The organism is Streptomyces sp. NBC_01515, assembly GCF_045040345.1.
Classification (GTDB): Bacteria; Actinomycetota; Actinomycetes; order Streptomycetales; family Streptomycetaceae; genus Streptomyces.
Genome location: NZ_CP109416.1, coordinates 9,490,603 through 9,513,082, shown reverse-complemented (window position 1 = coordinate 9,513,082; position 22,480 = coordinate 9,490,603). Strand labels below are relative to the sequence as shown.

Annotated in this window: 23 protein-coding genes and 1 pseudogene; 8 read left to right on the top strand and 16 right to left on the bottom strand. The window is 71.3% G+C overall.

Translation table 11 applies throughout. From position 1 onward, the window contains the following. Positions 1-11 precede the first annotated feature (11 nt). Positions 12-191, bottom strand: a pseudogene (locus OG407_RS42460) (substrate-binding domain-containing protein); the annotation flags it as partial. A 125-nt stretch (positions 192-316) separates the two neighbouring features. On the opposite strand from OG407_RS42460, the gene OG407_RS42455 reads away from it, so the two are divergent. Beyond that, positions 317-991, top strand: coding sequence for a lysophospholipid acyltransferase family protein (locus tag OG407_RS42455; protein WP_405868892.1), 675 nt, complete (start codon positions 317-319; stop codon positions 989-991). 10 nt (positions 992-1,001) lie between these two features. Here OG407_RS42455 and OG407_RS42450 read toward each other — a convergent pair whose 3' ends face one another. The 3 genes from OG407_RS42450 to OG407_RS42440 all read right to left on the bottom strand — a co-directional run bounded on the left by OG407_RS42450 (position 1,002) and on the right by OG407_RS42440 (position 4,030). Further along, positions 1,002-1,277, bottom strand: a complete 276-nt coding sequence (locus OG407_RS42450; RefSeq protein WP_405865745.1) for a hypothetical protein — start codon at positions 1,275-1,277, stop codon at positions 1,002-1,004. Then, positions 1,274-2,779 (bottom strand): pyridoxal phosphate-dependent decarboxylase family protein, encoded by a 1,506-nt coding sequence (locus tag OG407_RS42445; RefSeq protein ID WP_405865743.1) that lies wholly within the window; start codon positions 2,777-2,779, stop codon positions 1,274-1,276. Before OG407_RS42445 ends, OG407_RS42450 begins: the two co-directional genes overlap by 4 nt. A 345-nt stretch (positions 2,780-3,124) precedes the next feature. After that, positions 3,125-4,030: a helix-turn-helix domain-containing protein gene (locus OG407_RS42440; protein WP_405865741.1), complete on the bottom strand. Its 906-nt coding sequence runs from the start codon at positions 4,028-4,030 to the stop codon at positions 3,125-3,127. Between the two features lie 163 nt (positions 4,031-4,193). Between OG407_RS42440 and OG407_RS42435 the strand changes: the two genes are divergently transcribed. The 5 genes from OG407_RS42435 to OG407_RS42415 all read left to right on the top strand — a co-directional run bounded on the left by OG407_RS42435 (position 4,194) and on the right by OG407_RS42415 (position 8,730). Further along, the gene (locus OG407_RS42435) at positions 4,194-4,979 is read left to right on the top strand and encodes an SDR family oxidoreductase (RefSeq protein ID WP_405865739.1); all 786 of its coding nucleotides are present in this window, start codon (positions 4,194-4,196) and stop codon (positions 4,977-4,979) included. A gap of 58 nt (positions 4,980-5,037) precedes the next feature. Further along, positions 5,038-6,000 (top strand): SDR family oxidoreductase, encoded by a 963-nt coding sequence (locus OG407_RS42430; protein ID WP_405865737.1) that lies wholly within the window; start codon positions 5,038-5,040, stop codon positions 5,998-6,000. A 53-nt stretch (positions 6,001-6,053) separates the two neighbouring features. Further along, on the top strand, positions 6,054-6,287 hold the full coding sequence (locus tag OG407_RS42425) for a tautomerase family protein (protein WP_405865735.1): 234 nt from the start codon (positions 6,054-6,056) through the stop codon (positions 6,285-6,287). Between the two features lie 242 nt (positions 6,288-6,529). Beyond that, positions 6,530-7,750: a metallophosphoesterase gene (locus tag OG407_RS42420; RefSeq protein ID WP_405865733.1), complete on the top strand. Its 1,221-nt coding sequence runs from the start codon at positions 6,530-6,532 to the stop codon at positions 7,748-7,750. A gap of 233 nt (positions 7,751-7,983) precedes the next feature. Continuing rightward, positions 7,984-8,730 carry an IclR family transcriptional regulator gene (locus tag OG407_RS42415; protein ID WP_405868890.1) on the top strand — a complete coding sequence of 249 codons (747 nt, stop codon included), beginning with the start codon at positions 7,984-7,986 and terminating at the stop codon, positions 8,728-8,730. 12 nt (positions 8,731-8,742) lie between these two features. Here the strand turns inward: OG407_RS42415 and OG407_RS42410 are convergent, their stop codons facing one another. From OG407_RS42410 to OG407_RS42390, 5 genes are all read right to left on the bottom strand, one after another. Continuing rightward, positions 8,743-9,873, bottom strand: coding sequence for an aromatic ring-hydroxylating dioxygenase subunit alpha (locus OG407_RS42410; RefSeq protein ID WP_405865731.1), 1,131 nt, complete (start codon positions 9,871-9,873; stop codon positions 8,743-8,745). 76 nt (positions 9,874-9,949) lie between these two features. Beyond that, positions 9,950-11,119, bottom strand: coding sequence for an NAD(P)/FAD-dependent oxidoreductase (locus OG407_RS42405; protein ID WP_405865729.1), 1,170 nt, complete (start codon positions 11,117-11,119; stop codon positions 9,950-9,952). Further along, positions 11,116-11,478, bottom strand: coding sequence for a bifunctional 3-phenylpropionate/cinnamic acid dioxygenase ferredoxin subunit (locus OG407_RS42400; RefSeq protein ID WP_266766476.1), 363 nt, complete (start codon positions 11,476-11,478; stop codon positions 11,116-11,118). The genes OG407_RS42405 and OG407_RS42400 overlap by 4 nt, the downstream gene beginning before the upstream one ends. A 159-nt stretch (positions 11,479-11,637) precedes the next feature. Beyond that, complete coding sequence (locus tag OG407_RS42395) at positions 11,638-12,267, bottom strand: MBL fold metallo-hydrolase (RefSeq protein ID WP_405865727.1); 630 nt, start codon at positions 12,265-12,267, stop codon at positions 11,638-11,640. Then, a complete protein-coding gene (locus OG407_RS42390; protein ID WP_405865725.1) occupies positions 12,267-13,352 on the bottom strand; it encodes an S-(hydroxymethyl)mycothiol dehydrogenase in 1,086 nt (361 codons plus the stop codon). The genes OG407_RS42395 and OG407_RS42390 overlap by 1 nt, the downstream gene beginning before the upstream one ends. Positions 13,353-13,414: 62 nt before the next feature. On the opposite strand from OG407_RS42390, the gene OG407_RS42385 reads away from it, so the two are divergent. Continuing rightward, positions 13,415-13,873 carry a hypothetical protein gene (locus tag OG407_RS42385; RefSeq protein WP_405865723.1) on the top strand — a complete coding sequence of 153 codons (459 nt, stop codon included), beginning with the start codon at positions 13,415-13,417 and terminating at the stop codon, positions 13,871-13,873. A gap of 264 nt (positions 13,874-14,137) precedes the next feature. Further along, positions 14,138-14,812, top strand: coding sequence for a phosphatase PAP2 family protein (locus OG407_RS42380; protein ID WP_405865721.1), 675 nt, complete (start codon positions 14,138-14,140; stop codon positions 14,810-14,812). A 7-nt stretch (positions 14,813-14,819) separates the two neighbouring features. On the opposite strand, the gene OG407_RS42375 is transcribed toward OG407_RS42380, so the two are convergent. The 7 genes from OG407_RS42375 to OG407_RS42345 are packed head-to-tail and all read right to left on the bottom strand — an operon-like array spanning position 14,820 to position 22,480. Next, complete coding sequence (locus OG407_RS42375; RefSeq protein WP_405865719.1) at positions 14,820-16,145, bottom strand: glutamate-1-semialdehyde 2,1-aminomutase; 1,326 nt, start codon at positions 16,143-16,145, stop codon at positions 14,820-14,822. 7 nt (positions 16,146-16,152) lie between these two features. Continuing rightward, positions 16,153-16,704 carry a dTDP-4-dehydrorhamnose 3,5-epimerase gene (gene rfbC, locus OG407_RS42370; RefSeq protein ID WP_405865717.1) on the bottom strand — a complete coding sequence of 184 codons (552 nt, stop codon included), beginning with the start codon at positions 16,702-16,704 and terminating at the stop codon, positions 16,153-16,155. After that, positions 16,701-17,939: a polysaccharide pyruvyl transferase family protein gene (locus OG407_RS42365; protein WP_405865715.1), complete on the bottom strand. Its 1,239-nt coding sequence runs from the start codon at positions 17,937-17,939 to the stop codon at positions 16,701-16,703. The genes rfbC and OG407_RS42365 overlap by 4 nt, the downstream gene beginning before the upstream one ends. Further along, positions 17,936-18,883, bottom strand: a complete 948-nt coding sequence (locus tag OG407_RS42360) for a glycosyltransferase family 2 protein (protein ID WP_405865713.1) — start codon at positions 18,881-18,883, stop codon at positions 17,936-17,938. Before OG407_RS42360 ends, OG407_RS42365 begins: the two co-directional genes overlap by 4 nt. Beyond that, positions 18,880-20,187: a hypothetical protein gene (locus OG407_RS42355; protein ID WP_405865711.1), complete on the bottom strand. Its 1,308-nt coding sequence runs from the start codon at positions 20,185-20,187 to the stop codon at positions 18,880-18,882. The genes OG407_RS42360 and OG407_RS42355 overlap by 4 nt, the downstream gene beginning before the upstream one ends. After that, on the bottom strand, positions 20,184-21,467 hold the full coding sequence (locus tag OG407_RS42350; protein ID WP_405865709.1) for a DUF4910 domain-containing protein: 1,284 nt from the start codon (positions 21,465-21,467) through the stop codon (positions 20,184-20,186). Before OG407_RS42350 ends, OG407_RS42355 begins: the two co-directional genes overlap by 4 nt. Beyond that, positions 21,455-22,480: an NAD-dependent epimerase/dehydratase family protein gene (locus OG407_RS42345; RefSeq protein ID WP_405865707.1), complete on the bottom strand. Its 1,026-nt coding sequence runs from the start codon at positions 22,478-22,480 to the stop codon at positions 21,455-21,457. The genes OG407_RS42350 and OG407_RS42345 overlap by 13 nt, the downstream gene beginning before the upstream one ends.

Below are 22,480 nucleotides of genomic sequence, written 5' to 3'. Positions count from 1 at the left end.
TCGTCCAGGATTTAACCCAGTTGAGGTCCGCTCCCCTCGACCTCGCCACACCCACAGCTGCCGCGGCGTACGACGGCGACCGGAAGCATCAACGACACCGGCTCCTTGTCCGGCGCTCCGCTGAGTCGCTGTACGAGCAGTTCGGCAGCCTGCTCCCCCAGCCGCAGCATGGGCTGACGCACCGTCGTCAAGGCCAGGGGCGGCGGACCGCCGGTGTGGTGAGTACGCGTACTCATGCCCCCGGCCACCCCGTCGCGTGACGATACAGATCGTCCGCACACCGGGCATCACCGGCAGATCAGAGAGTCAGCAGCACGTGCTCAGCACCTTCGCCCGTACCGTCGTCCCCCTCCTCGGCCGCCTGACGGTGACCACCACCGGGACGGCCCGCACCATCGCGCCCGGCAGCATCGTCGCGCCCAACCACACCGCTCTCGCCGATCCCGGACTCGTCCTGGCCGCGCTGCACCGGCTGGGCGTCGAGCCGGTCGTCCTCGCCACCGCGGGACTGTGGAAGGTCCCCGTACTCGGCCGCCGTCTCACCCGCGAGGGCCACATACCGGTCCACCGGGGCAGTCGTAGCGCGGCGGCTGCCCTGGACCTGGCGGCCGAGGCCCTCGCCGCCGGCCGGGTCGTGGTGATCTACCCCGAGGGCGGACTCCCCCGCCGCCGGGACTCCGCCGACCGCGGACCCGGCACCTTCCGTACCGGACTGGCCCGCCTCGCGCTCACCACCGGCGCGCCCGTCGTCCCGCTCGGACACGCGGGAGCCCGCCGGATCGTCTCCGGCGGGCGGGTCAAGCAGATCGCCGGTGTCATCACCGCGCCGCTGCGCCGCCCGGACCTCCACGTCCACCTCGGCGAACCCGTCCACCTCACCGGCGGCATCGACGAGGCAACCGCACACGCCCGTAGGGCAGTTGAAGCCGCCTGGCAGCAGGCGGTCGGTCAACTGCCGTCCTCCCGCACGGCACCGAACCCCCAGGTGTGAGACGGACGGGTCAGGTCACAGTGCGTCGCGGGTGGTCGTCCCGCCCCGGCGCCCCGGCGAGGAAGTCGAGTGAACTCCCGATCCGCGGAAGGGACTTGGTGAGGTTCAGATGTCCGTGGAGCATCCCGTCGGCCAGGTAGAAGGACACGGGCACCTTGACCTCGGCCAGTTGACGTTCGGGCAGCTCCCCCGACTGGCCCCGCCGGCCGCCTGACCGATCCATCGCCGAGCCAGGCGGATCGATCCGGTCCAGCGAGGTCGAGGACGGCCGTCGACCCGTGGTCACCTATGCCGCGGTGACTGATCGGTTCCGGGGGCGGAGTGCTCGGCGTCGGCGGCGTCGAGGACCTCGCGGATCAGGAGGTCGAGGTCGTCCGTGGTGGTGCGGTAGTTGCACAGGGCGGCGCGCAGGACCGTACGGCCGTGGACGGCGACGGTGGCGAGGTAGGCGCGTCCGTTGTCCTGGACGCGGCGGGCGATGCGGGTGTGGAGAGCGTCGGCGTCGTCCGGGTCGGTGAGCCGGAAGCAGGCGACCGGCCACGGGCCGCCGGCCAGCAGATGGAGCCTGGGTTCGGCGGTGATCCGCTCGCGCAACTGGTCGGCGAGGGCCAGGTATTGCTCGATCAGGCCGGTGACCCCGTCGCGGCCCAGGTGGTGCAGCGTGGCCCACAGGGCGAGGGCCCGGGTGCCGGGGCGGGTCAGCTCGATCGTCGCGTGGGACAGCCAGGGCAGGGCGTCCGGTTCACCGGCGGTGAGGTAGGACGCCTGGTGGGCGAAGGCCGTGTGCAGGTGCTCGGGGTCCGGGACGAGCAACGCCCCGCAGCCCACCGGCACGCTGAGGGTCTTGTGCGGGTCAACGGTCAGGGAATCGATACCGCCGATGCCCGCGTAGTGGGGTGCCAGGGCGGGGACGGCGGCGCCGAGTCCTCCCCAGGCTCCGTCCGCGTGGTGCCACATCCCCACGCTCCGGCACAGTTCCGTGACTGGTTCGAGCGGGTCTACGGCCCCCGTGGCGGTGGTGCCCAGCGTGGTGACGGTGCAGAAGGGCAGCAGGCCCGCGTCCAGGTCGGCGGTGACCGCGGCGCGCAGCGCGTCAGGGTCCAGCCGGTCGTGCGGGTCGGTGGCGACGGGGCGCAGCCGGTGGGCGGGCAGGCCGATGCAGGCGGCCGCCTTGGCGACGGACATGTGCGCCTGGGCGCTGTAGTAGAGGGTGAGGCGGGCGTGGTCGCGGTCGTAGGCGGGGCCGTCGCCGGAGCCGCGCCGGGTGAGGAACCAGGTGCGGGCCGTGGCCAGGGCGAGCAGGTTGGCCATGGAGCCGCCGCTGGTCAGCACCCCGCCCGCGCCGTCGGGCAGGCCCGCCAGGTCGGCCAGCATCCGCACGGTGCCGCGTTCCAGGTCCATCAGGGCGTTCTCGCCCATGCCGCAGGTCGCGTTGACGGCACAGGCCAGCAGGTCGGCGACGATCCCGGCCGGTGCGGGCGGTGAGTTGACCCAGGCGAAGAACGCGGGGTGCCCGTTCCCGGTCGGGTACGGCGCGATCTCCTCGCGCACGAAGTCCAGCACCCCGCCCAACTCCCCTCCCCGCTCCCGCAGTTGCCCCGCCCGCAGCCGGGCCCGCACCTGCGGAGGCAGCGGACGGCTCACCCTGCCCTCGGGCAGTTCGCTCAGGTACCGGGCGGCCCACTCGGCCGCCGCCACGAGTTCGTCCCGCAGCACCTTCGCGTGAACCGCGGGCGGCTCCGGGGACGGGCCGAACTCACCGAACCGGGACGGAGCATGGTCGTACAAACGGTGAACCATGGTGGCGCGTGGGGCCTTTCGTCGTCACAGGACCCCCTGGTCAGCGAAGCGAGGGCCATGATCGTAACGAGCACGCGCAACGGCCGACACGTGTACCCGCACAACTCGACGGGGCCTCCCGCGAGGGGCCGTAGCCATCCGCCGAATCGGTCGCACAGTGACGGCCGATGACCACTGTCCGGACCGGTGAACATCCGCTGCCCCTGCCCGTGAACACAGCCAGGAACAACGGGTGTTGAGGCCGTGCCGCCCCGGCAGGAGGCTCTGTGCGGGCGTGTTGATCGCACCGCGCCCGCGTGCGTCGCGGATCCGGGTATCCCGCTGCGGCGCAGCTCAGCGCTGCGGTCCGGGTTCCGCCGCGGACCACCTCTCCGGTGCCGTGCCCTCCGTGACGCTCAGCTCCTGGGTCCCTACGACGGACAACAGTTCCAGCTGCTCGGCGCCCGCGCTTCCGGGCGGGGCGGTGAACCACAGGAGGCGTTGCCGGCCGTCCTCGCTGAGGAGGTTGTGGCAGTCGAGTTCGATGACGCCGAGCAGGGGGTGGACGATCCTCTTGTGGTCCATGCGGCGCACCGCGACGTCGTGGGTGTCCCAGAGGTCCGCGAACTCCTGGCTGTGGCGGCGCAGTACGGCGACCATCTTCGTGACCTCCGCGTCCCGGCCGCGCCGGGCGGCCGCCGCCTGGAGGTCGGCCACGAACACCCGGGAGTGGTGCGGGTGGTCCTCGGTCGGATAGATCCCGCGCGTCCGCGGGTCGGTGAACCAGCGGTACACGAGGCTCGCCGCCGGACCGCGGCGGGCCGGGGAGCTGCCGAGCAGGGACAGGGCGAGGTCGTTCTCGACCAGGGTTTCGTGCAGGTCGGTGATGACGCGCGCGGGGGTGTTGGAGAGCCGGTCCAGGAGTCCGAGGAGCGCGGGTTGCACATGTGCCGAGGGGCCGTGTGCCGACGGCGGGACCGGCCGTTCGGCCAGGTGGAACAGGTGGTCGCGCTCGTCGCCGTTCAGGCGCAGGGCCCGGGCGAGGGCGGCCAGGGTCTGGGCCGAGGGCTGCACGGCGTTCTTCGCGCTGCCGCGTTCCAGCTCGGTGTAGTAGTCGGCCGACAGCCCCGCCAGCTGCGCGACCTCCTCGCGGCGCAGCCCGGGGACGCGCCGGCGCGGGCCCTGCGGGAGACCGACCTCGCCGGGTCGGATGCGGTCGCGGCGGGTCCTGAGGAAGGCGCCGAGTTCGGGAAGGTTCACCCCTCCATGGTCGCTCGTACGGCAGAACGCAGCCAGGGGGTGGCAACCCCTGGGTAGACACAGCCCTGGCTAGCGATGGGCGACCGGCCGATCGTGGAGGACGCAGCAGGGCAACGGCAGGACCGCGGCCCGCCCCCTTCCTCCACCACCACAGGAGTCAGTCATGCCTGTCCCCACTTCCCCCGACGGGACCGCTGCCTCGGCCCGGCCCCCCGCCGTCTCACCCCGGGTCGCGGTCGTCACCGGCGGCTCGCGTGGCATCGGCCGCCGGACGGTCGGCCGGCTGGCCGCCGACGGGTACGCCGTCGTGGTCGGCTACGCCGGCAACCAGGACGAGGCCGAAGCCGCCGCGAAGGAGGCCGTCACCGCCGGCGGCCGGGCGATCGCGGTGCGCGCGGACGTCGCCGACGAGCACGCGGTCGCGGCCTTGTTCGACGCGGCGGAAGGGGAGTTCGGCGGCGTCGACGTAGTCGTGCACGCGGCCGGACGGATGCAACTCGCTCCGATCGCCGAGCTGGACCTGGCCGTCCTGGACGACCTGCACCGCACCAACATCCGCGGCACGTTCGTCGTCCTCCAGCAGGCCGCCCGCCGGGTGCGCCCCGGCGGCGCGATCGTGACGTTCTCCACCTCCGTGGTGGGGCTGGCGTTCCCGGGCTACGGCGCTTACGCCGCGAGCAAGGGCGCGGTCGAGGCGCTGACGCTGATCCTGGCCCGGGAGCTGCGGGGCCGGGACGTCACCGCCAACACCGTCGCGCCCGGCCCCACGGCCACCGACCTGTTCCTGGACGGCAAGGACGAGGAGACCATCGCCCGCCTGTCCGCCCAGTCCCCGCTGGAACGCCTCGGCACCCCGGCCGACATCGCCGAGGTCGTCGCGTTCCTGGCTTCCCCGGCCGGCCACTGGATCAACGGACAGGTCATCCGCGCCAACGGTGGAATCATCTGAAACTCGCACAGAACAACCAGCAGTCACCCCATCGATTCGATCAACGAAAGGCCCTGTCATGACGAACAACGAATCAGGGAACGCAGGAAAGGAAGGGAACGCAGGGAACGCAAGAGGGGACGGACCCGGAAAGGTCGTCCTCGTCACCGGGGCCTCCAGCGGCATCGGCGCACTGTCCGTGCGTGCGCTGGCCCTCGCCGGTCACACCGTGTACGCGGGCATCCGCCAGACCGCGACCCGTAACGCGCCCGCGGCGGCCGACCTGACGCGCTACGGCACCGACCACCAGGTCGATGTGCACGCCGTCGAACTGGACGTCACCTCCCAGGACTCCGCCGACGCGGCGATCGACCGGATCCTCGCCGAACGCGGTCGGCTGGACGTGGTCGTGCACAACGCCGGGCACATGGTCCTGGGCGCCGCCGAGGCGTTCACCCCCGAGCAGTTCGCGGACCTGTACGACGTGAACGTCCTGGGCACCCAGCGCGTCAACCGCGCCGCCCTGCCGACCTTGCGCGAGCAGGGTTCGGGGCTGCTGGTATGGATCGGCAGCTCCAGCACCCGCGGCGGCTGCCCGCCGTTCCTGGCCCCGTACTTCGCGGCCAAGGCCGCGATGGACGCCCTGGCCGTCAGCTACGCCGCCGAGGTGCTCCCGTTCGGCATCGACACCGCGATCGTGGTGCCCGGTGCGTTCACCAGCGGCACCAACCACTTCGCCCACGCGGGCACCCCCGCCGACACCGACCGCGCGGAAGCCTACGACCGGCGCCACCAACCCCTGATGAGCGATCTGGGCAAACGTCTGGCCGCGCTCACCCCTCCGGACGCCGATGTGACCGAGGTCGCCGAAGCCGTCACGCGGCTGGTCGCGATGCGGCACAGCACCCGGCCGCTGCGCACCCACATAGACCCCAGCCGGGACGGCAGCGAAGTCGTCTCCGCGGTCGCCGACCGCATCCGCGCCGACTTCTTCCACCGCATCGGGCTGGACAACCTGCTCACCGCAGGCAGCTCCCTGTAACACCCCACTGAGAACTCCGCTGAGAACCCCACCGAGAAAAGGAACAACCAGCCATGCCTTTCGCGAACTTCAAGGTCCTCGAAAAGACCCTCACCCCGAAGCAGAAGGAGGAGATCGTCACCCGCACCACCGAGCTGTACGTCGAGCTCTACGGCGAGCGCGCCCGCGCCACCACCATGGTCCTGATCGAAGAGGTTCCCGACGGCGGCTGGGGCATCTCCGGCAACGTGCTGACCCTCGCCATGCTCGGCGGCGACGCAACACCGACCGACACCACCGAGGCCTGACCGCACCTGCCGCCACCCGGTCAAGCCGACACCCTTGAAGCCAAGCGCCCCCGGGACGAGCGTCGCCACACGGCCCCCCTCCTCCCGGGGGCTCTGTGCCGCAAAGGTGTCCACGGCGAAGCCCCGCCGTCCCGCGGAGAACCCTTCGCCCCACCGAGTCGTACCCCTGACCGCCCGCCCGGTCGGCCCGAGGGCGACCGGATACAGTGCGCGAGACGGCAGCCCGGCCAGATAGGGGAAGCGTGACCGACACCGACAACACCCGCCCCGCCGAAGGCGAAGTGCGGGCTCCACGGCGGAGCCGACTGCAACGCCTGATGCGCTACCTCCCCCTGATCGCCCCCGTCCTGCTGTGGGCCGTGCCCTGCTGGGTGCTCCTGTACACCGGGCAACACTGGCCGCTGCCCGTCGCGTTGGCCGGCACCGCCCTGTTCGTCCTCGGCCTCGTCGCCATGCCGCTCGCGATGGGGCGCGGCCACGGCCGGCGTCAGCAGGACTGGGCGGCGATCGTCGGTGACACCCTGCTGGGCGGCAGCTGGGTGCTGTTCACCTGGTCCGTCCTGCTCGGCATCCTGCTGCGGCTCGCCCTGACCCTGGCCGGTGTGGGCGACGGCCAGGACTGGGCCCGGATCGTCACCTGGGCGATCCTCGGCACGGCCGCCGTACTGCTCGTCTGGGGATACGCCGAGGCCCGCCGCGTGCCACGCGTGCGCCACCTCGACGTCCAACTCCCGCGGCTGGGCGCCGGGTTGGACGGCACCCGGGTCGCCCTCATCACCGACACCCACTACGGCCCGCTCGACCGCGCCCGCTGGTCGGAGCGGGTGTGCGAGACGGTGAACACGCTGGAGGCCGACCTGGTCTGCCACACCGGCGACATCGCGGACGGCACGGCCGAACGCCGTCGTGCCCAGGCCGTCCCGCTCGGTACCGTGCGCGCCACCCGGGCCCGGGTGTACGTCACCGGCAACCACGAGTACTACAGCGAGGCCCAGGGCTGGGTCGATCTGATGGGCGAGCTGGGCTGGGAGCCGCTGCGCAACCGCCATCTGCTGCTCGAACGCGGTGGCGACACCCTCGTGGTCGCCGGCGTGGACGACGTCACGGCCGAGTCGTCCGGCCTGGCGGGCCACGGTGCGCACCTCGACGGAGCCCTGAACGGCGCCGACCCCGATCTCCCTGTCCTGCTCCTGGCCCACCAGCCCAAGTTCGTCGACCGGGCGGCAGCCGCCGGCATCGACCTCCAGCTCTCCGGCCACACCCACGGCGGTCAGATCTGGCCCTTCCACCACCTGGTCCGCATCGACCAGCCCGCCCTCGCCGGTCTCAGTCACCACGGCACCCGCACGCTCCTCTACACCAGCCGCGGCACCGGCTTCTGGGGCCCGCCGTTCCGCGTCTTCGCCCCCAGCGAGATCACCCTGCTCGTGCTCCGCTCCCCGCACCCGCCCACCTCGCCGTAGCACCGGCCGGGCCGGCGCAGCCACGTGGACACAACCTGTGCACAGACTCCCCGGAACTCCCCGGAACCCGCAGGTGGAGGCGGTATGCCCCCGTCGCGTGAACCGGCAGCTACCAGGCGAAAAGACCTGATCAGAGTCCGCATCGTAAACAGGTTGTACCGCACTACGCGTATAGTTTCGCTGTGAGCAACTACAGTCCAGATACTGAAACGACAGGTTCGCAGTCCGGCGGGGTGCAGTCCGTGGACCGTGCCATCAGCGTGCTGGAGATCCTGGCCCAGCGTGGCGAGGCCGGTGTCAGTGAGGTGGCCGGCGAGATCGAGGTTCACAAGTCGACCGCGTTCCGGCTGCTCGGGGCGCTGGAAGCACGCGGGTTGGTGGAGCAGGCGGGCGAACGCGGCAAGTATCGGCTCGGGTTCGGGATCGTGCGGCTGGCCGGCGCGGTCACCGGGCGCATCGACATCACGCAGCAGGGCCGCCCGGTCTGCGAGCGCCTCGCCGAGGAGATCGGCGAGACCGTCAACATCGCCGTCATGCAGGAGCAGTACGCGATCAACCTGTACGAGGTCCGCGGCCCCGGCGCCGTCACTGCGCACAACTGGGTAGGAGAACTCACCCCGTTGCACGCCACCTCCAGCGGCAAGGCCCTGCTGGCCCACCTGCCCGCCAAGGAGCGCACGGCGCTGTTGGCGGAGGCCGGCCTGAAGAAGGTGACCCCGCGCACCATCACCTCGAAGACAAAGCTGGAGAAGAACCTCGCCGAGGCCCGGGAGCGCGGATACGCCTGGACGCTGGAGGAGTTGGAGCTCGGCCTGCACGCCGTGGCCGCCCCGGTCCGCAACCGCGACGGCGAGGTCATCGCGGCGGTCAGCGCCTCGGGACCGGCGTACCGGTTCACCGAGGAGCGCCTGCACGAACTCGCCCCGGTCCTGGTCAAGGGCGCCGAGGAGATCAGCCACCGCATGGGCTACCTGGGCTGAAACACCCTTGGCTCAGCCCTGGTTGATCCCCAGGCGCTCGTTGACCCAGTCGTGGAACGCTCCAATGTGGTGCTCACTCGGCACCAGTACCCCGCCCTTGGCGTACATCCGGGAGCTCATCCCGGGCTGCGTGCGCTCGCAGGCCTCGAAGTCCTGGCGGTTGACCCGGTCGAAGAGTTCCACGGACCGGCTGACGTCCTTGCCGCTCTCGACGACGTGCGGGAGATAGAGCCAGTCGCACTCGACGATCGTGCGGTCGACGGCCACCGGGTACATCCGGTGGAAGATCACGTGGTCGGGGACGAGGTTGATGAACACCTGCGGCTTGATCGTGATCGCGTAGTAGCGGCGGTCCTGGTCGTCGCTCACCCCGGGGATGCGGTCGAGGCCCTCCGAGCCGTCGACGGTGAATCCCTGGACCTCCTCGCCGAACTCGGCGCCGTGGCCGACGTAGTACTGCGCGGCGTAGCCGTCGGCGAACTCCGGTAGTACCTCGGTGAGTTCGGGGTGGATCGTGGCGCAGTGGTAGCACTCCATGAAGTTCTCGATGATGAGCTTCCAGTTGGCCTTGACGTCGTAGACGATGCGCCGGCCCACCGAGAGGTGGTCGATGTCGTAGTGGTCGAGGGACTCCACGTCGCCGAGGCGGGTGACGACCTCACTGATGACGTCCTCGTCGAACGACGGTGGATTCTCCGCCAGGTTGACCCACACATAGCCGAGCCATTCGCGGACGGCGACGCTCACCAGGCCGAACTCGGTGCGGCCGACATCGGGCATCTTGGTCAGGTTGGGCGCCGCGACGAGCTTGCCGTTCAGGTCGTACGTCCAGGCGTGGTACGGGCATTGGAAGGCGCGTTTGACCTCGCCGGTCTCCTCGGTGCAGAGCTTGGCGCCGCGGTGCCGGCAGACGTTGAAGTAGGCGCGGATCGAGTTGTCGCGGGCGCGTGTGATGAGGATGCTCTCGCGGCCCACGTCCACGGTCCGGAAGGCGCCGGGCTTGGCGAGTTCGGAGGAGCGCACGGCACAGAACCACATCGTCTCGAAGATGCGCTCCTGCTCCTGGGCGAAGATGTCCGGGTCCGTGTAGGAGGAGCCGGGCAGGGTGGCGATCAGGCTGTCCGGCAGGCTGGTCGAGGTCACAGAGCACTCCTCGGAGAACGTCGTGGGTCGGTCATTCACGCGCCGGGACGAATGACTCCGGACGGCGTAGTTACGGTCAACTCACCGTGGCGGCAAGCTGCTTGCGCCACCGCATGAACAGCCGCGGCTGGTTCATCGCGAGCACGGCGACCGGCTGCCCGGCACACCGGTAGACGGCGAGGAAACTGCGGTCGCCGGTGGCGCCCTCCTCGACGGTCACGCTGTCGGCACCGGCCGCATGACCGGCGAACTGGATCTTCACGCCGTACTGGTCCGACCAGAAGTACGGAGGCCGCGACGCCCCCGCCTCCACCGCACCCCACGACAACAACGCGGCCACAGCGGCTTCGGGCCGCTCCCGCGCCCCGGTCCAGTGCTCGACCCGCCGGTGCGAACCCGCCCGCGGGTCATACCAGTTGGCACAGTCTCCTACGGCGACCACGCCGGCGAGGCTGGTCCGGCCGTCGGCACCGCACTTGACGCCGTTGTCCAGCTCGACCCCCGAACCCTCCAGCCACTCGACGCAGGGCCGCGCGCCCACACCGACAACGACCATGTCGGCGGGGACAGTTCGCCCGTCCTCCAGCAGCACGGCGTCGACGCGGGCCTCCCCGCTCAGCCCTTTGACCCCGACACCGCACAACAGCCGTACGCCGTGGGCCTCGTGGAGGGCGGAGACGATCCCGCCCATGGTCTCGCCGAGCGGTCCCGCGAGGGGGGTCGGCGCCGCCTCGATCACCGTGACGTCGAGTCCGAGAGCGTAGGCCGTGGAGGCGACCTCGGCGCCGATGAACCCGCCGCCGATCACCACCAGCCGTCCGCCCAGGGCGAGTTCGTCGCGCAGGGCGCGGGCGTCGTCCAGGGTGCGCAGGGTGTGCACGCCGGTCAGTCCGTCCGTGCCGGGCAGGTTCCGCGCCACCGCGCCGGTCGCGACGACGACACCGTCGGCCCGCACCTCCCGCCCGTCGTCGAGGAGCAACACCCGCTCCGTGCCGTCGACCTGGAGCCCGACGGCACGGGCACCGAGCAGCCACTCGGCCCGCAGGTCCTCGTCGTCCATCTCCAGCAGGAGATCGTCCTCGGTGACGGTCCCGGCGAGGAACTCCTTGGACAACGGCGGTCTGTCGTACGGGCGATGGGGTTCGTCGCCGATGACGACGAGCCGTCCGTCGAAGCCCTGCTTCCGCAGCGAGCGCGCCGTCGACAGCCCGGCCAGCGAGGCGCCCACCACGGCCACGGTCCTCACGCGGGGCCTCCGGCGAGCCGGGCCGCGACGCAGGGCGGCAGGTTCGGGGCGTCCGTGGACGGCACGACGTAGATCATGCCGTCCTGCACCAGAACCTCGTGGGTACGCACCGGGCGCTTGGCCGGCGGAGCGTCCACGGCACCCGTCCGCAGGTCGAACTTCGAAGCGTGCAGCGGGCATTCCACCTCGCAGCCCTCCAGCCAGCCGTCCGCGAGCGAGGCGTCCTGGTGGGTGCACGTGTCGTCGATGGCGAAGACCTCGCCGTCGTCGGTGTGGAACACCGAAACCGGCGGATCGATGTCGAGCCGGTAGGCCTCGCCTCGCGGCAGATCCACGAGAAGGCACGCGGGAATCATCATGACACCTCGGTGCGTATAGCGAAACGGATTGCGGTAAGCGCAACGTCAGTTTGAGGGCGGCCCCAAACCGTTGTCAAGGCATTCAGAGGCCACGCGAACCCCTTACCCAGTGTTGCTTTTCACGCAACATAGCGCGCCATCAGCAACACCGGACAGGGCTCAGAACCCGCGGTCGATCCACTCCTGAAGATGCGGAGCCTCGGCGCCGACGGTCGTCGTGTCCCCGTGTCCGGTGTATACGACGGTGTCCCCCGGCAGACCGAGCAGCCGGTCCCGGATGGAGTCGACGATGGTCGGGAAGTGGGAGTACGACCGCCCCGTGGCCCCCGGCCCGCCCGCGAAGAGCGTGTCCCCGCTGAAGAGGGCGTTCAGCGCGGGCGCGTACAGACAGACGGCGCCGGGCGCGTGCCCGGGCGTGTGCAGCACGGTCACCTCGACCCCCGCCACCACCACGACCTGCCCGTCGACCAGTTCGCCGTCGGGCACCCGGTCCGGGTGGGTCTGCTTCCACAGCGGCAGGTCGTCGGCGTGCAGCAGGATCGGAGCGCCGGTGCGGTCGGCGAGGTCGGGCGCCGCGTCGATGTGGTCGTTGTGGGCGTGGGTACAGATGACGGCGACGAGCCGGCGGTCGCCGACCGCCTTCGCGATGGCGTCGGCATCGTGCGCGGCGTCGATGACGACGGCCTCGGTGTCGTCACCGATGATCCAGACATTGTTGTCGACGTCCCAGGTACCGCCGTCGAGCGTGAACTGCCCTGACGTGACGAGGTGTTCAATACGAGCGCCCATCACAGCACCACCACCGAACGCAGCACATCGCCGCCGTGCATCCGCTCGAAGGCCTTCTCGACATCCTCCAGCGCGATGGTCTCGGTGACGAACGCGTCGAGATCCAGCCGCCCTTGGAGGTAGAGGTCGATCAGCATCGGGAAGTCGCGGGAGGGCAGGCAGTCGCCGTACCACGACGACTTGAGCGAGCCGCCCCGCCCGAAGACGTCCAGCAGCGGGAGTTCGAGCTTCATCTCGGGGGTCGGCACGCCGACGAGGACGACCGTGCCCGCCAAGTCCCGGGCGTAGAAGGCCTGTTTGTAGGTCTCCGGGCGGCCGACCGCCTCGATGACGACATCGGCACCGAAGCCACCGGTCAGTTCACGGATGGCCTCGACGGGATCTCCGGCCTTGGAGTTGACCGTGTGCGTGGCGCCGAGCGAGCGGGCCTTCTCCAGCTTGCGGTCGTCGATGTCCACGGCGATGATCCGTGCCGCACCCGCGAGCCGGGACCCGGCGATCGCCGCGTCACCGACGCCACCGCACCCAATGACCGCGACGGTGTCACCGCGCCCGACGTTCCCGGTGTTGATGGCGGCGCCGATGCCGGCCATCACGCCACAGCCCAGCAGCCCGGCGGCGGCAGCCGATGCGGCCCGGTCTACCTTGGTGCACTGGCCCGCCGCGACCAGGGTCTTCTCGGCGAAGGCGCCGATGCCGAGGGCGGGTGAGAGTTCGGTGCCGTCGAGCAGGGTCATCTTCTGCTTGGCGTTGTGGGTGTTGAAGCAGTACTGCGGCCGTCCGCGCCGACAGGCCCGGCAATTCCCGCACACGGCACGCCAGTTGAGGATCACGAAGTCGCCGGGGGCCACATCGGTGACGCCCTCCCCCACCGACTCCACGACGCCCGCGGCCTCGTGCCCGAGCAGGAACGGGAAGTCGTCGTTGATACCGCCCTCGCGATAGTGCAGATCGGTGTGGCAGACCCCGCACGCATCGACCTTCACCAGCGCCTCGCCCGGCCCGGGATCGGGGACGACGATCGTCTCCAGGCTGACGGGGGCACCCTTGCCTCGCGCGACGACAGCACGGACCTGATGCGTCATGGCCACTCCTCCGCTGGTACTGGACCTGGGCATAACGTTGCTCATTACGGCACGCTTCGCGCGTGTCGCAACACAGCATCATGGAGGGCAGAACGGGGGTCAAGGATTCGGGTCGGCGCACACCGCCGACTTCACCGACCACCGAGCCCCCGCAGAAAGGTGTCGACGACCATGTCGGCGGCCTGGGCATCGGCGAGTTCGGGCAGTTGCTGCGCCGCAATCGCTACCGCGGCCCCGGCCTGCACGACGAGACCCCCGCCAGCGCCTACTGGTACCACGGGGGTGTCAACATCACCGGCGTCACCGCGCAGGTCCTCGGCACCGCCGCCGCGCTCCTGTGCATCAACTCCACGGACTTCCAGAGCCCCCTCGCCACCGGACTGGGCGGAGCCGACCTGTCCGCGCTGGTCGGCCCCACCGTCGGGGCGCTGCTGTACGCGGCACTGTTCCACGCCGGTACCGGACCCAGCTCACCACGGCCCGCACCGACGCGTGACCACCACGCCCCCGAACGCGCATGAGCGCGTCGGCACACGTCGTGACCATCGCGGGCGGCACAACCGGACTCGCCACGGCGAGGTCGTCCTCCGCGCGCACCCGCAGGGTGCATACCGTCAGGTGCGGTCATCGTACTGATCTCGCCATGGACCAGGTCGAACCCGTACACCATCCCGGATTGCGGCTAGGGTTGACGGCTCACGACACGACGGGGGCTCGGGTTGGATCACGGCGGGCGGCAGCGGAGCAAGGGCACCAGCCCAGGTCGACCGGACGCGGTGAACGTGGTGACCGTCCGGCCGGCGCCATCGGTGCTGCCCCCGTCGCTGCGCCCGTGGCTCGGGCTGATCGCGGTCCTCGCCGCGCTGGTGGTCGGCGCGCTCGGGGTCCTGTACTCCGGCCACAGCGAGCCCGGCGCGGTGGACCGCTGGATCATCCCGCCGACGGCGGACAGTGTGCGTCCGCCGTGGCGCCATGTCGCCCTGGCCCTGGACTTCCTGGGGGAACCCGCGGGGTCGGCGATGCTGATCGTGGCCGGCGTGGTGGGCTGTCTGCTGCTTCGGCGTCCCCGCGCGGCGGGGCTGGTCGTGGTCGGCGTCGGCACGACCGTGGGGGCGACCACGCTCATCAAGCATCTGGTGGGACGTACCATCCACGGCCCCGGCAACCTGTCCTACCCGAGTGGGCACACCGCCTTCGCCACCGCGCTCGCCCTCATGGCGGCGCTGTTCGCGACGGACCGGCTCGGCCTCGGCAGGACGGCCGGTACGTCACTCGTGCTCGCGGCGGGGCTGGCGGCCGGAGCCGCCATGGGCTGGGCCGAGGTCGCCCTCGGCGCGCACTACGCGACCGACGTCCTCGGCGGCTGGTGCACCGCGCTGGCGGTGGTTCCGGCGACCGCGTGGCTGGTCGACCGGATCGCCGACCGGATGGCCGAGCCCGGTCGGCGAGACCACCGCTGACGTCTCGTCAGGCCAAGCGGCGGAACACGGGCTTCACGGGTCGCCCGGCCAGCCAGGGGGTGGGATCGGCGGCGTCCAGCGCCTTCCGGTACACCGCACACGCCTCGGCCACCACGTCGACGGTACGGTCGATGTCCTCGTCGTCGAGTGCGCTGCTCACCACGAACGAGGGGGCCAGCACTCCGCCCGCGAGGAGCCGGCGCAGGAACAGGGTGCGGTACCGCTGCGACGGCTGCAGGTTCTCGTCGAGGGTGGCGAAGACCAGGTTGCTGGCCCGGCCCCGGACGACGACGTGGTCGGCGACACCCATGCCGGCCGCGACCTCGCGGACACCGGCGGCCAACCGCTCGCCCAGGGCGTGCAGCCGCGCGGTGATCCCCTCTTCGACGTACGTGGCCTGCACGGCCATCGCCGCTGCCAGGGAGTGCGTCTCCGCACCGTGCGTGGTGGACAGCAGGAACACCCGGTCGCCGGAGTGCCGCAGCCCGCCCCGCTCCATCAGGTCGCGGCGCCCGGCCAGCGCGGAGACGGCGAATCCGTTGCCCAGCGCCTTGCCGAACGTGGAGAGGTCGGGGACGACGCCGTACAGGCCCTGGGCGCCGGCCTCGGACCAGCGGAAGCCGGTGATCATCTCGTCGAAGATCAGTACGCAGCCGTACCGGTCGGCCAGGTCGCGCAGGCCGGCGAGGTATCCGGGCGGCGGTTCGGTGTGGGTGGCGGGTTCGAGGATCAGGCAGGCGATCTGGTCCGGGTACCGGTTGAGCATCTCCTCCGTGGCGGTCAGGTCGCCGTAGGGGAAGGACGCGATGAGCTCGGTGGTCGCCGCCGGAATGCCGGCGGACATCGGTGTGGTGCCGATGAACCAGTCGTCGACGGAGAAGAACGGGTGGTCGGAGCAGAGGGCCACCCTCGTGCGGCCGGTGGCGGCACGGGCGAGGCGTACCGCGGCGGAGGTGGCGTCGGAGCCGTTCTTCGCGAACTTCACCATCTCGGCGGTCGGCACCGTGGCCAGGAAGCGTTCCGCGGCCTCGACCTCCACGATGGACGGCCGGACGAAGTTGCTGCCGCGGTCGAGTTCCCGCCGCACCGCCTCGATCACGCGCGGGTGGGCGTGACCGAGGCTGACCGACCGCAGGCCGGAGCCGTACTCGATGTAGCGGTTGCCGTCGACGTCCCACACGTGGGCACCGCTGCCGTGGCTGATGACCGGGGCCAGGTTCTCGGGGTACTGGTCGTCGCCCTTGGCGTAGGTGTGAGCGCCCCCGGGGATCATGGCGTGCAGCCGCTCGTTGGCTGTCCGCGACAAGGGCAGGTCAAGCACTTCGGTGTCCACGGGGACCTCATCTTTCTCTGTGCTTCAGGACCTCGGCGAGGCTCGGCGCCTCTCGGTCCCGTTGGGACATCAGTGCAACCGGCAGCGGCCAGGGAATGGCGAGCTCCGGGTCGTCGAAGGCGATGGTCACGTCCTCGGCCGGATCGTGCGGGCGGTCGATCCGGTACGAGGTGTCGGCGGTGTCGGTCAGTGCCTGAAAACCGTGCGCGCATCCCGCGGGAATGTAAAGAGTTGGTTGTGATTCTCCTGTGAGTTCAAAGGAAACCCAATGGCGGTAGGTCGGGGAATCCGGCCGCAGATCCACGACGACGTCGAAGATCCGCCCGTACGAGCACCGCACCAACTTGGCCTCGCCCGCGCCGGATCGCAGGTGCAGGCCGCGCACCACGCCCCGGACCGAGCGGGACAGGCTGTCCTGGACGAAGGCGTCCGGGTCGAGGCCCACCGAGCGGACCACGTCGGCGTCGAAGGTGCGGCAGAAGAAGCCGCGTTCGTCGGCGTACGGCGTCGGCTCGAAGAGGAACGCACCGGCGATCTCCGGGACTTCGGTCGCTTTCATGGAGACTCCTGCCGAGCGTGGGCGTGGGCGTGGCCGGTCGCGGGGAACACGGCCGCGGTCAACGAGCTGAACTGGTCCTCCAGTTGGCGGGCGGCGGCCAGGTTCCGCTCGGCGAGGGTCTGCCGCAGCTCGGCCGATCGCTTCTCCAGCGCCCGGAATTGCTCCAGCAACCGGTCGGCGTCGACCTCGCGCGCCGGGTGGCAGTACGCGCCGAGGCCCATCCGGTCCATGAGCGCGTCGCTCTTCGCCGCATAGCTGAGGGCGAGCACCGGTGTTCCGGTCTTCAGCGCGCAGATCAAGTTGTGGTATCTGACTGCTACTACGGTGTCGGCGGCCGCCATCTCCTTCATCAGGTCGGCCAGGGAGGTCGGTTCGGCGGCGGTGACCAGGGGTGAGTCGACCGCGTCGAGGATCGCGGCGACCACGGTGGCGTCGCACCGGTCGCCGGTGAGCAGCCGGACCGGCCTGCCCTCCTCGACCAGCGTGCGGACGAACCGGATGGTCCCGTCGAGGTAGCGACCGTATATCTCGTCGGCCCGGGCGCGGTCGTCGTTGCCGCCGTGGAAGTCCATGACGCCGACGCAGACCGTGCCCGGCACGTCCGAGGGCGCGCTCGCGGGCGGTGCCGGCAGGGAGAAGGCGAGGTCCGGGTAGACCTCGTCGCGTGCGGTGTCCACGCCCATCGCCCGCATCGCGTCCCGGGACTGGGCGTCCCGGTACGACCGGTAGGCGGCCAGCCGCCCCGACCGGCGGACCAGGGCCCGGGTGGGCCGGTCGCGGATCTCGGCGGCGCCGACGCTGACCAGCGCGACCCGGGTGCGCGTCAGCCGGCCGCTCGCGCAGAGCAGGAACAGCGAGTACGGGAAGCCCCAGGGCCGTAGCGGCAGGGTGGCCTCCAGGACGCCCATGCCCGGCACGATCACCACGTCGTGCTTCCGCACCCAGGCGGCGGTGCGGAAGATGTCGACGAACTTGCCCAGACCCTTCGACGCGATCGAGCCCAAGCGGGACGCGGTCCGGTACTCGGCGCGGTTCCAGTGCATCCGGGTGGCGGGGATGCCGAACCGGGCCGTCACGGCCTCGGGTCCGCCGCAGAAGGCGTCCACGACCGCGTCCGGGTGGTCGGCGCGGAGGTAGCCGAGGACGGCTTCGAGCGACCCGTCGTTGCCGAGGTTGCCGGAGCCGAGCAGGCCGAACACCCCGACGCGCACCGGCCGTTCGGGCGCTGACGTCATGCGCGCCTCCCCTCGCGGCCGGCGACGAGGGCGTCGACGGAGACCGTGAGCTGGGCCGGGTCGACCGGGGCGCGGTCCTCCACCCGCTCGCCGGCGCCCGGCCGGACCCGGCTGGTCATCCAGGAAGCCAGGTGGCGGTAGCAGGCGCGCCGGTCGGCCGGGGAGAGCGGCGCCCGCCGGATCGCCGAGGCGAAGCCCCAGACGTACTCGGCCAGCAGTCGGGGCGTCGGGTGCAGCGCGCCCGCCCGGCGCGGGTCCAGGTTGACGCAGCGGGCGCGCTTGGAGGGGTTGGCGCGTTCGGCGCGGGTGGGGTGGTCGCGGCGGAAGTACAGCAGTTCCGGGACCTGGTGGAAGCGTCCGTGCAGGGTGATCTCGGCGACGAACGTGCGGTCCGCGTGGTGGTAGCTGTCCATCGGTTTCACCCGGCGCAGCACGTCGGCGCGTATCACGCCGTAGAAGTCGTCACCGCCCGGCTCGAACAGCAGGCTGCGGAAGCGGTCCGGTGCGTGCGGGGAGCCGGTGGCGAGCGTGTAGTCGTAGGGCACCGTCACCTGGCCGTCGCCGTCGATGACCGCCTGGTCGGTGTGGGCGAGGATCACGTCCGGGCGCTCGTCCAGTGCTTCTATGCAGCGGCGCAGCAGGTCGCGGCCGTAGAGGTCGTCGTGCGAGGCCCACTTGAACAACTCGCCGCGGGACTCGGCGAAGACGTGGTTGTGGTTCGGGGTGGCGCCGATGTTGCGGGGCAGCCGGAGGTAGCGGATGCGGGAGTCCTGCGCGGCGTACTTGCGGCAGATGGCCTCGGTCCCGTCGGTCGAGGCGTTGTCGGAGACGACCAGTTCGAAGTCCTCGTAGGTCTGGCCGAGCAGGGCGTCGAACGACTCGGCCAGGTACTCCTCGCCGTTGTACACGGGCAGGCCGATGCTCAGCCTCGGTCGGTCGGTCATGAGGTCCTCACTTCGGGGATGGGATCGCGGTGGCGCTCGCGCAGGGCGGAGCGCAGTTGCAGCCACCACACGGCCGAACCGCTGATGGTCGCGGCGGCGACGCCCCAGGCCGAGCCGGCCGTACCGGCGAGGGCCGCCCCGCCGAGTCCGCCGCCGACGTAGCAGGCGGAGGCGAACAGCTGGCATTTCAGGCTGCGCCGGGCGGCGCCGAGCGCGCGCAGTCCGGCCGCCGCTCCGGTGCCGAGGCCCGCTCCCGCGACGCTGAGGGTGATCTGCACGATGAGGTGCGAGGAGGAGTGCCAGACGTCGCCGAGCGCCAACTCGCCGAGCCGGCCCGGCATCAGCAGCAGCGCCGAGCCCCAGAGCAGCGCTCCGGTGGCCTGTCCCCCGCCGAGGAGGAGGCAGAACCTGCCCAGTCGGTGCGGGGCCTGCCGCAGCACGCGTGCCGCCTCGGGGACGGTGACCAGCGAGAGCCCCATCAGTACGGCGAGGAAGGGGCCGAGGAGGAGTTCGGCACCGCGCACCGCCCCCACCGCGCTCACTCCGACGATCGCGCCGAGGCCGTACGCGCGGAGCTGGCTCGCGCCGCTGAGGCTGACGTTCTCGACCAGGTACCGGTAGCCGAGGTCGCGCTGTTCGCGCAGCCAGCCGCGGGCCTGTGCGGTCCGCGGCCGGATGCCGGACTGGACGCAGCCGTACCCCGCGGCCACCGTGGCGGACGCGCCCCAGGCGAGCACGAAGGCGGCCACGGTGCCGACATGGGCCGCCACCACCATGGCGGGGATGAGCGCGATGCCCCACACGATGTCGTTGACGAACGCCTTCCTGCCGTCGCCGGCGGCGAAGAACGAGAACCGCCAGGCGTCCTGGAGCAGCAGCCCCGGCATCATGAGACCGAGGGCGGCGAACGCGGGCCCCACCCCGCCGCCGAGCCCGAGCCCGGCCGCCAGGCACAGCACTCCGAGCGCCGTGCCGACGCAGAGCGCGGTACCCGTCGAGCGGGCCACCGCCCCGCGCCAGGACGGCTCCGGCACCCCGCTGAAGCGCACCACGAGCGGGTCGGTGGCCAGGCCGCGGGAGACGTTGAGCACCACGCCGTAGGTCACCCAGGCGAGGCTGAACACGCCGAACGCGGTAACCCCGAGGGAGCGGGCCACGTAGATGCCCACCGCGAAGTTGCTGATGCTGGAGGCCGCCTGGTCGGCCAGTCCCCAGGACAGCCGGCCGACGAGGGCCCGCTTGGCGGATCGGGCGGGTCTCGCCTTCGTCGGCGGATTCTCCCCGTCGGTGGTCATCGGCGTCATGTCTTGATCAGTCCGGCCTCGTGCAGGGCGTCGGCCGCGCCGGCGACGGTGTCGAACGGCAGCCCGGACCGCTCGGCGACGTCGAGCAGGCTGTGCTCGCCGTCGGAGAGGTTGAGCACCCAGAGCATGGCCATCTGGGCCTGCTTGGTGTCGCTGCGCCCGCCGAGCGCGTCGTACAACCCGCGCCGGCCCAGCTGTGGTTCGCCGTAGGGGCTGAGGTTGAGGTACCGCCGGTTGCGGTCGAGAACGGCGAACGCCTCGCGGCAGACGGCGAGGGTGTCCGCCATCGCCTCCGGGGAGACGTAGTCCAGGTTGTCCGCGGAGGTGTGGTACTCGGGGTAGCCCGCGTACGGGGTCCGGGTGAGCGAGCCCACGCCCAGGTTGAAGCCGGGCGAGCAGTACTGCCGCTCGTCGTAGCCGTACGGGGTGAACTCGTTGACCTGGTGCGGGCGTTCGGACGCCGCCAGCACGTGCCGCAGCACCCGGTCGATCTCCGCGTCGCCGCGCCTGCTCTGCTTGTACGTCACCTGTCCCGGGTCCCCGGCGCAGGCCAGCACGAGCCCGTGCTTGACCCGCTCGATCCGCTCCGCGTTGCGGGCCAGCCAGGTGATCGCCCCGATGGTGCCGGGGGCGTAGATGAACCGGTAGGTGTAGTACGGCGTCTGCCGCGCCAGCTCCCGGGCGAGGAACGTCGCCACCGCGATGCCGGCCAGGTTGTCGTTGGCCAGCGACGGGTGGCAGGTGTGGCAGGAGACGATCACCTCGTCGGCGACCTGCCCGGGGACCACGTGCTCGGCGTAGGTGAGGTGCCCGTCGGCGAGGGTGGAGTCGATCCGCACCTCGTAGTCGCCGTCCGGCAGCGCGTCCAGGGTCTCCTGGGCCAGGCAGAAGCCCCACTCCGGCTTGTAGTAACTGGTGCGGTACGGCACCCAGTTGGGCTGGTCCGGCAGGGTGTGCAGGTGCGCGCGCAGCTCGGACAGGGGCATGGTCCTCGCCACCGGCACGCTGTAGCCGAGCACGTGCAGGCTGGACGCGGCGAAGTCGACGACCCGCCGGCCGGTGCTGTCGGCGATGTACGCGTCCCGGATGTTCCACTCCTGTGGAACGGTCCAATCGAGGACCTGCGTCCCGGTCGGCACCTCGTGCACCTGGAGCGGAAGGTACTCGCCGACGATGTCCAGGGTGGCGCGCACACCGTCGCCCGTGATGCTCCGGCAGAGCGGATACAGCCGCTCCACCAGGCCGTACATTTCCTCGCCCGTGTCGGTCATCGGCGCCACCGCAGGGTGTCGTCGACGGTGCCGGCGTCGGTCGCCGCGCGCAGCACGGCGAGGCGGGTGAAGCAGCGGTCGAAGTCCTCCCGGGTCAGGTCGAACTTCCGGTAGGCGTCGGCGAGTTCGAGTGCGCCCTGCTTCACCGTCCACTCGCAGTCGAAGCCGGGGATCGCGGCGCGGAACCGGGAGAAGTCCACCCGGTAGGACCGCGGGTCGGCACCGTTCTCCCCGGTGATCACCACCTTGGCGCCGGCCACCGCCTCGGCGACCTGGTCGGCGATCTCGGCGACCGTGACGTTGTTGATCTCGCTGCCGATGTTGAACGCCCGGTCGTGCACCGCTTCGCGCGGCGCGGTCAGCGCGGCCGTGAAGGCGCGGGCGATGTCGCCGGCGTGCACCAGCGGGCGCCAGGGAGTGCCGTCGGAGAGGACAAGGACCTCGCCGGACAGCAGCGCGTGGCCGACCAGGTTGTTCAGCACGATGTCGGCGCGCAGCCGGGGCGAGTAGCCGAAGGCGGTGGCGTTGCGCATGAACACCGGGGTGAAGTCGCCGTCGGCCAGTTCGTGCAGGTCGTCCTCGACCCGCACCTTCGACTCCGCGTACGGCGTCACCGGGCGCAGCGGGGCGTCCTCGGTCACCAGGCCGTCGCCGCCGGAGGCGCCGTAGACGGAGCAGGTCGACGCGTACAGGAAGCGCCGCACACCGGCGTCGCGGGCCAGTTGGGCCAGCCGTACGGACGCGTGGTGGTTGATGTCGTAGGTGAGTTCCGGTGCCAGCGATCCGAGCGGGTCGTTGGACAGCGCGGCCAGGTGGATCACCGCGTCCACCCCGGCCACGTGCTCGGCGGTGATGTCGCGCAGGTCCACCCGCACCCCGGGCGGGTCGGCGGGCTGCGGGCCGAGGACGGAGTCGGCGAACAGGCCGGAGTCGAGGCCGACGACCTCGTGTCCGGCGGCGGTGAGGACGGGTGCCATGACGGTGCCCAGATAGCCCTGGTGTCCGGTCAGTAGTACGCGCAA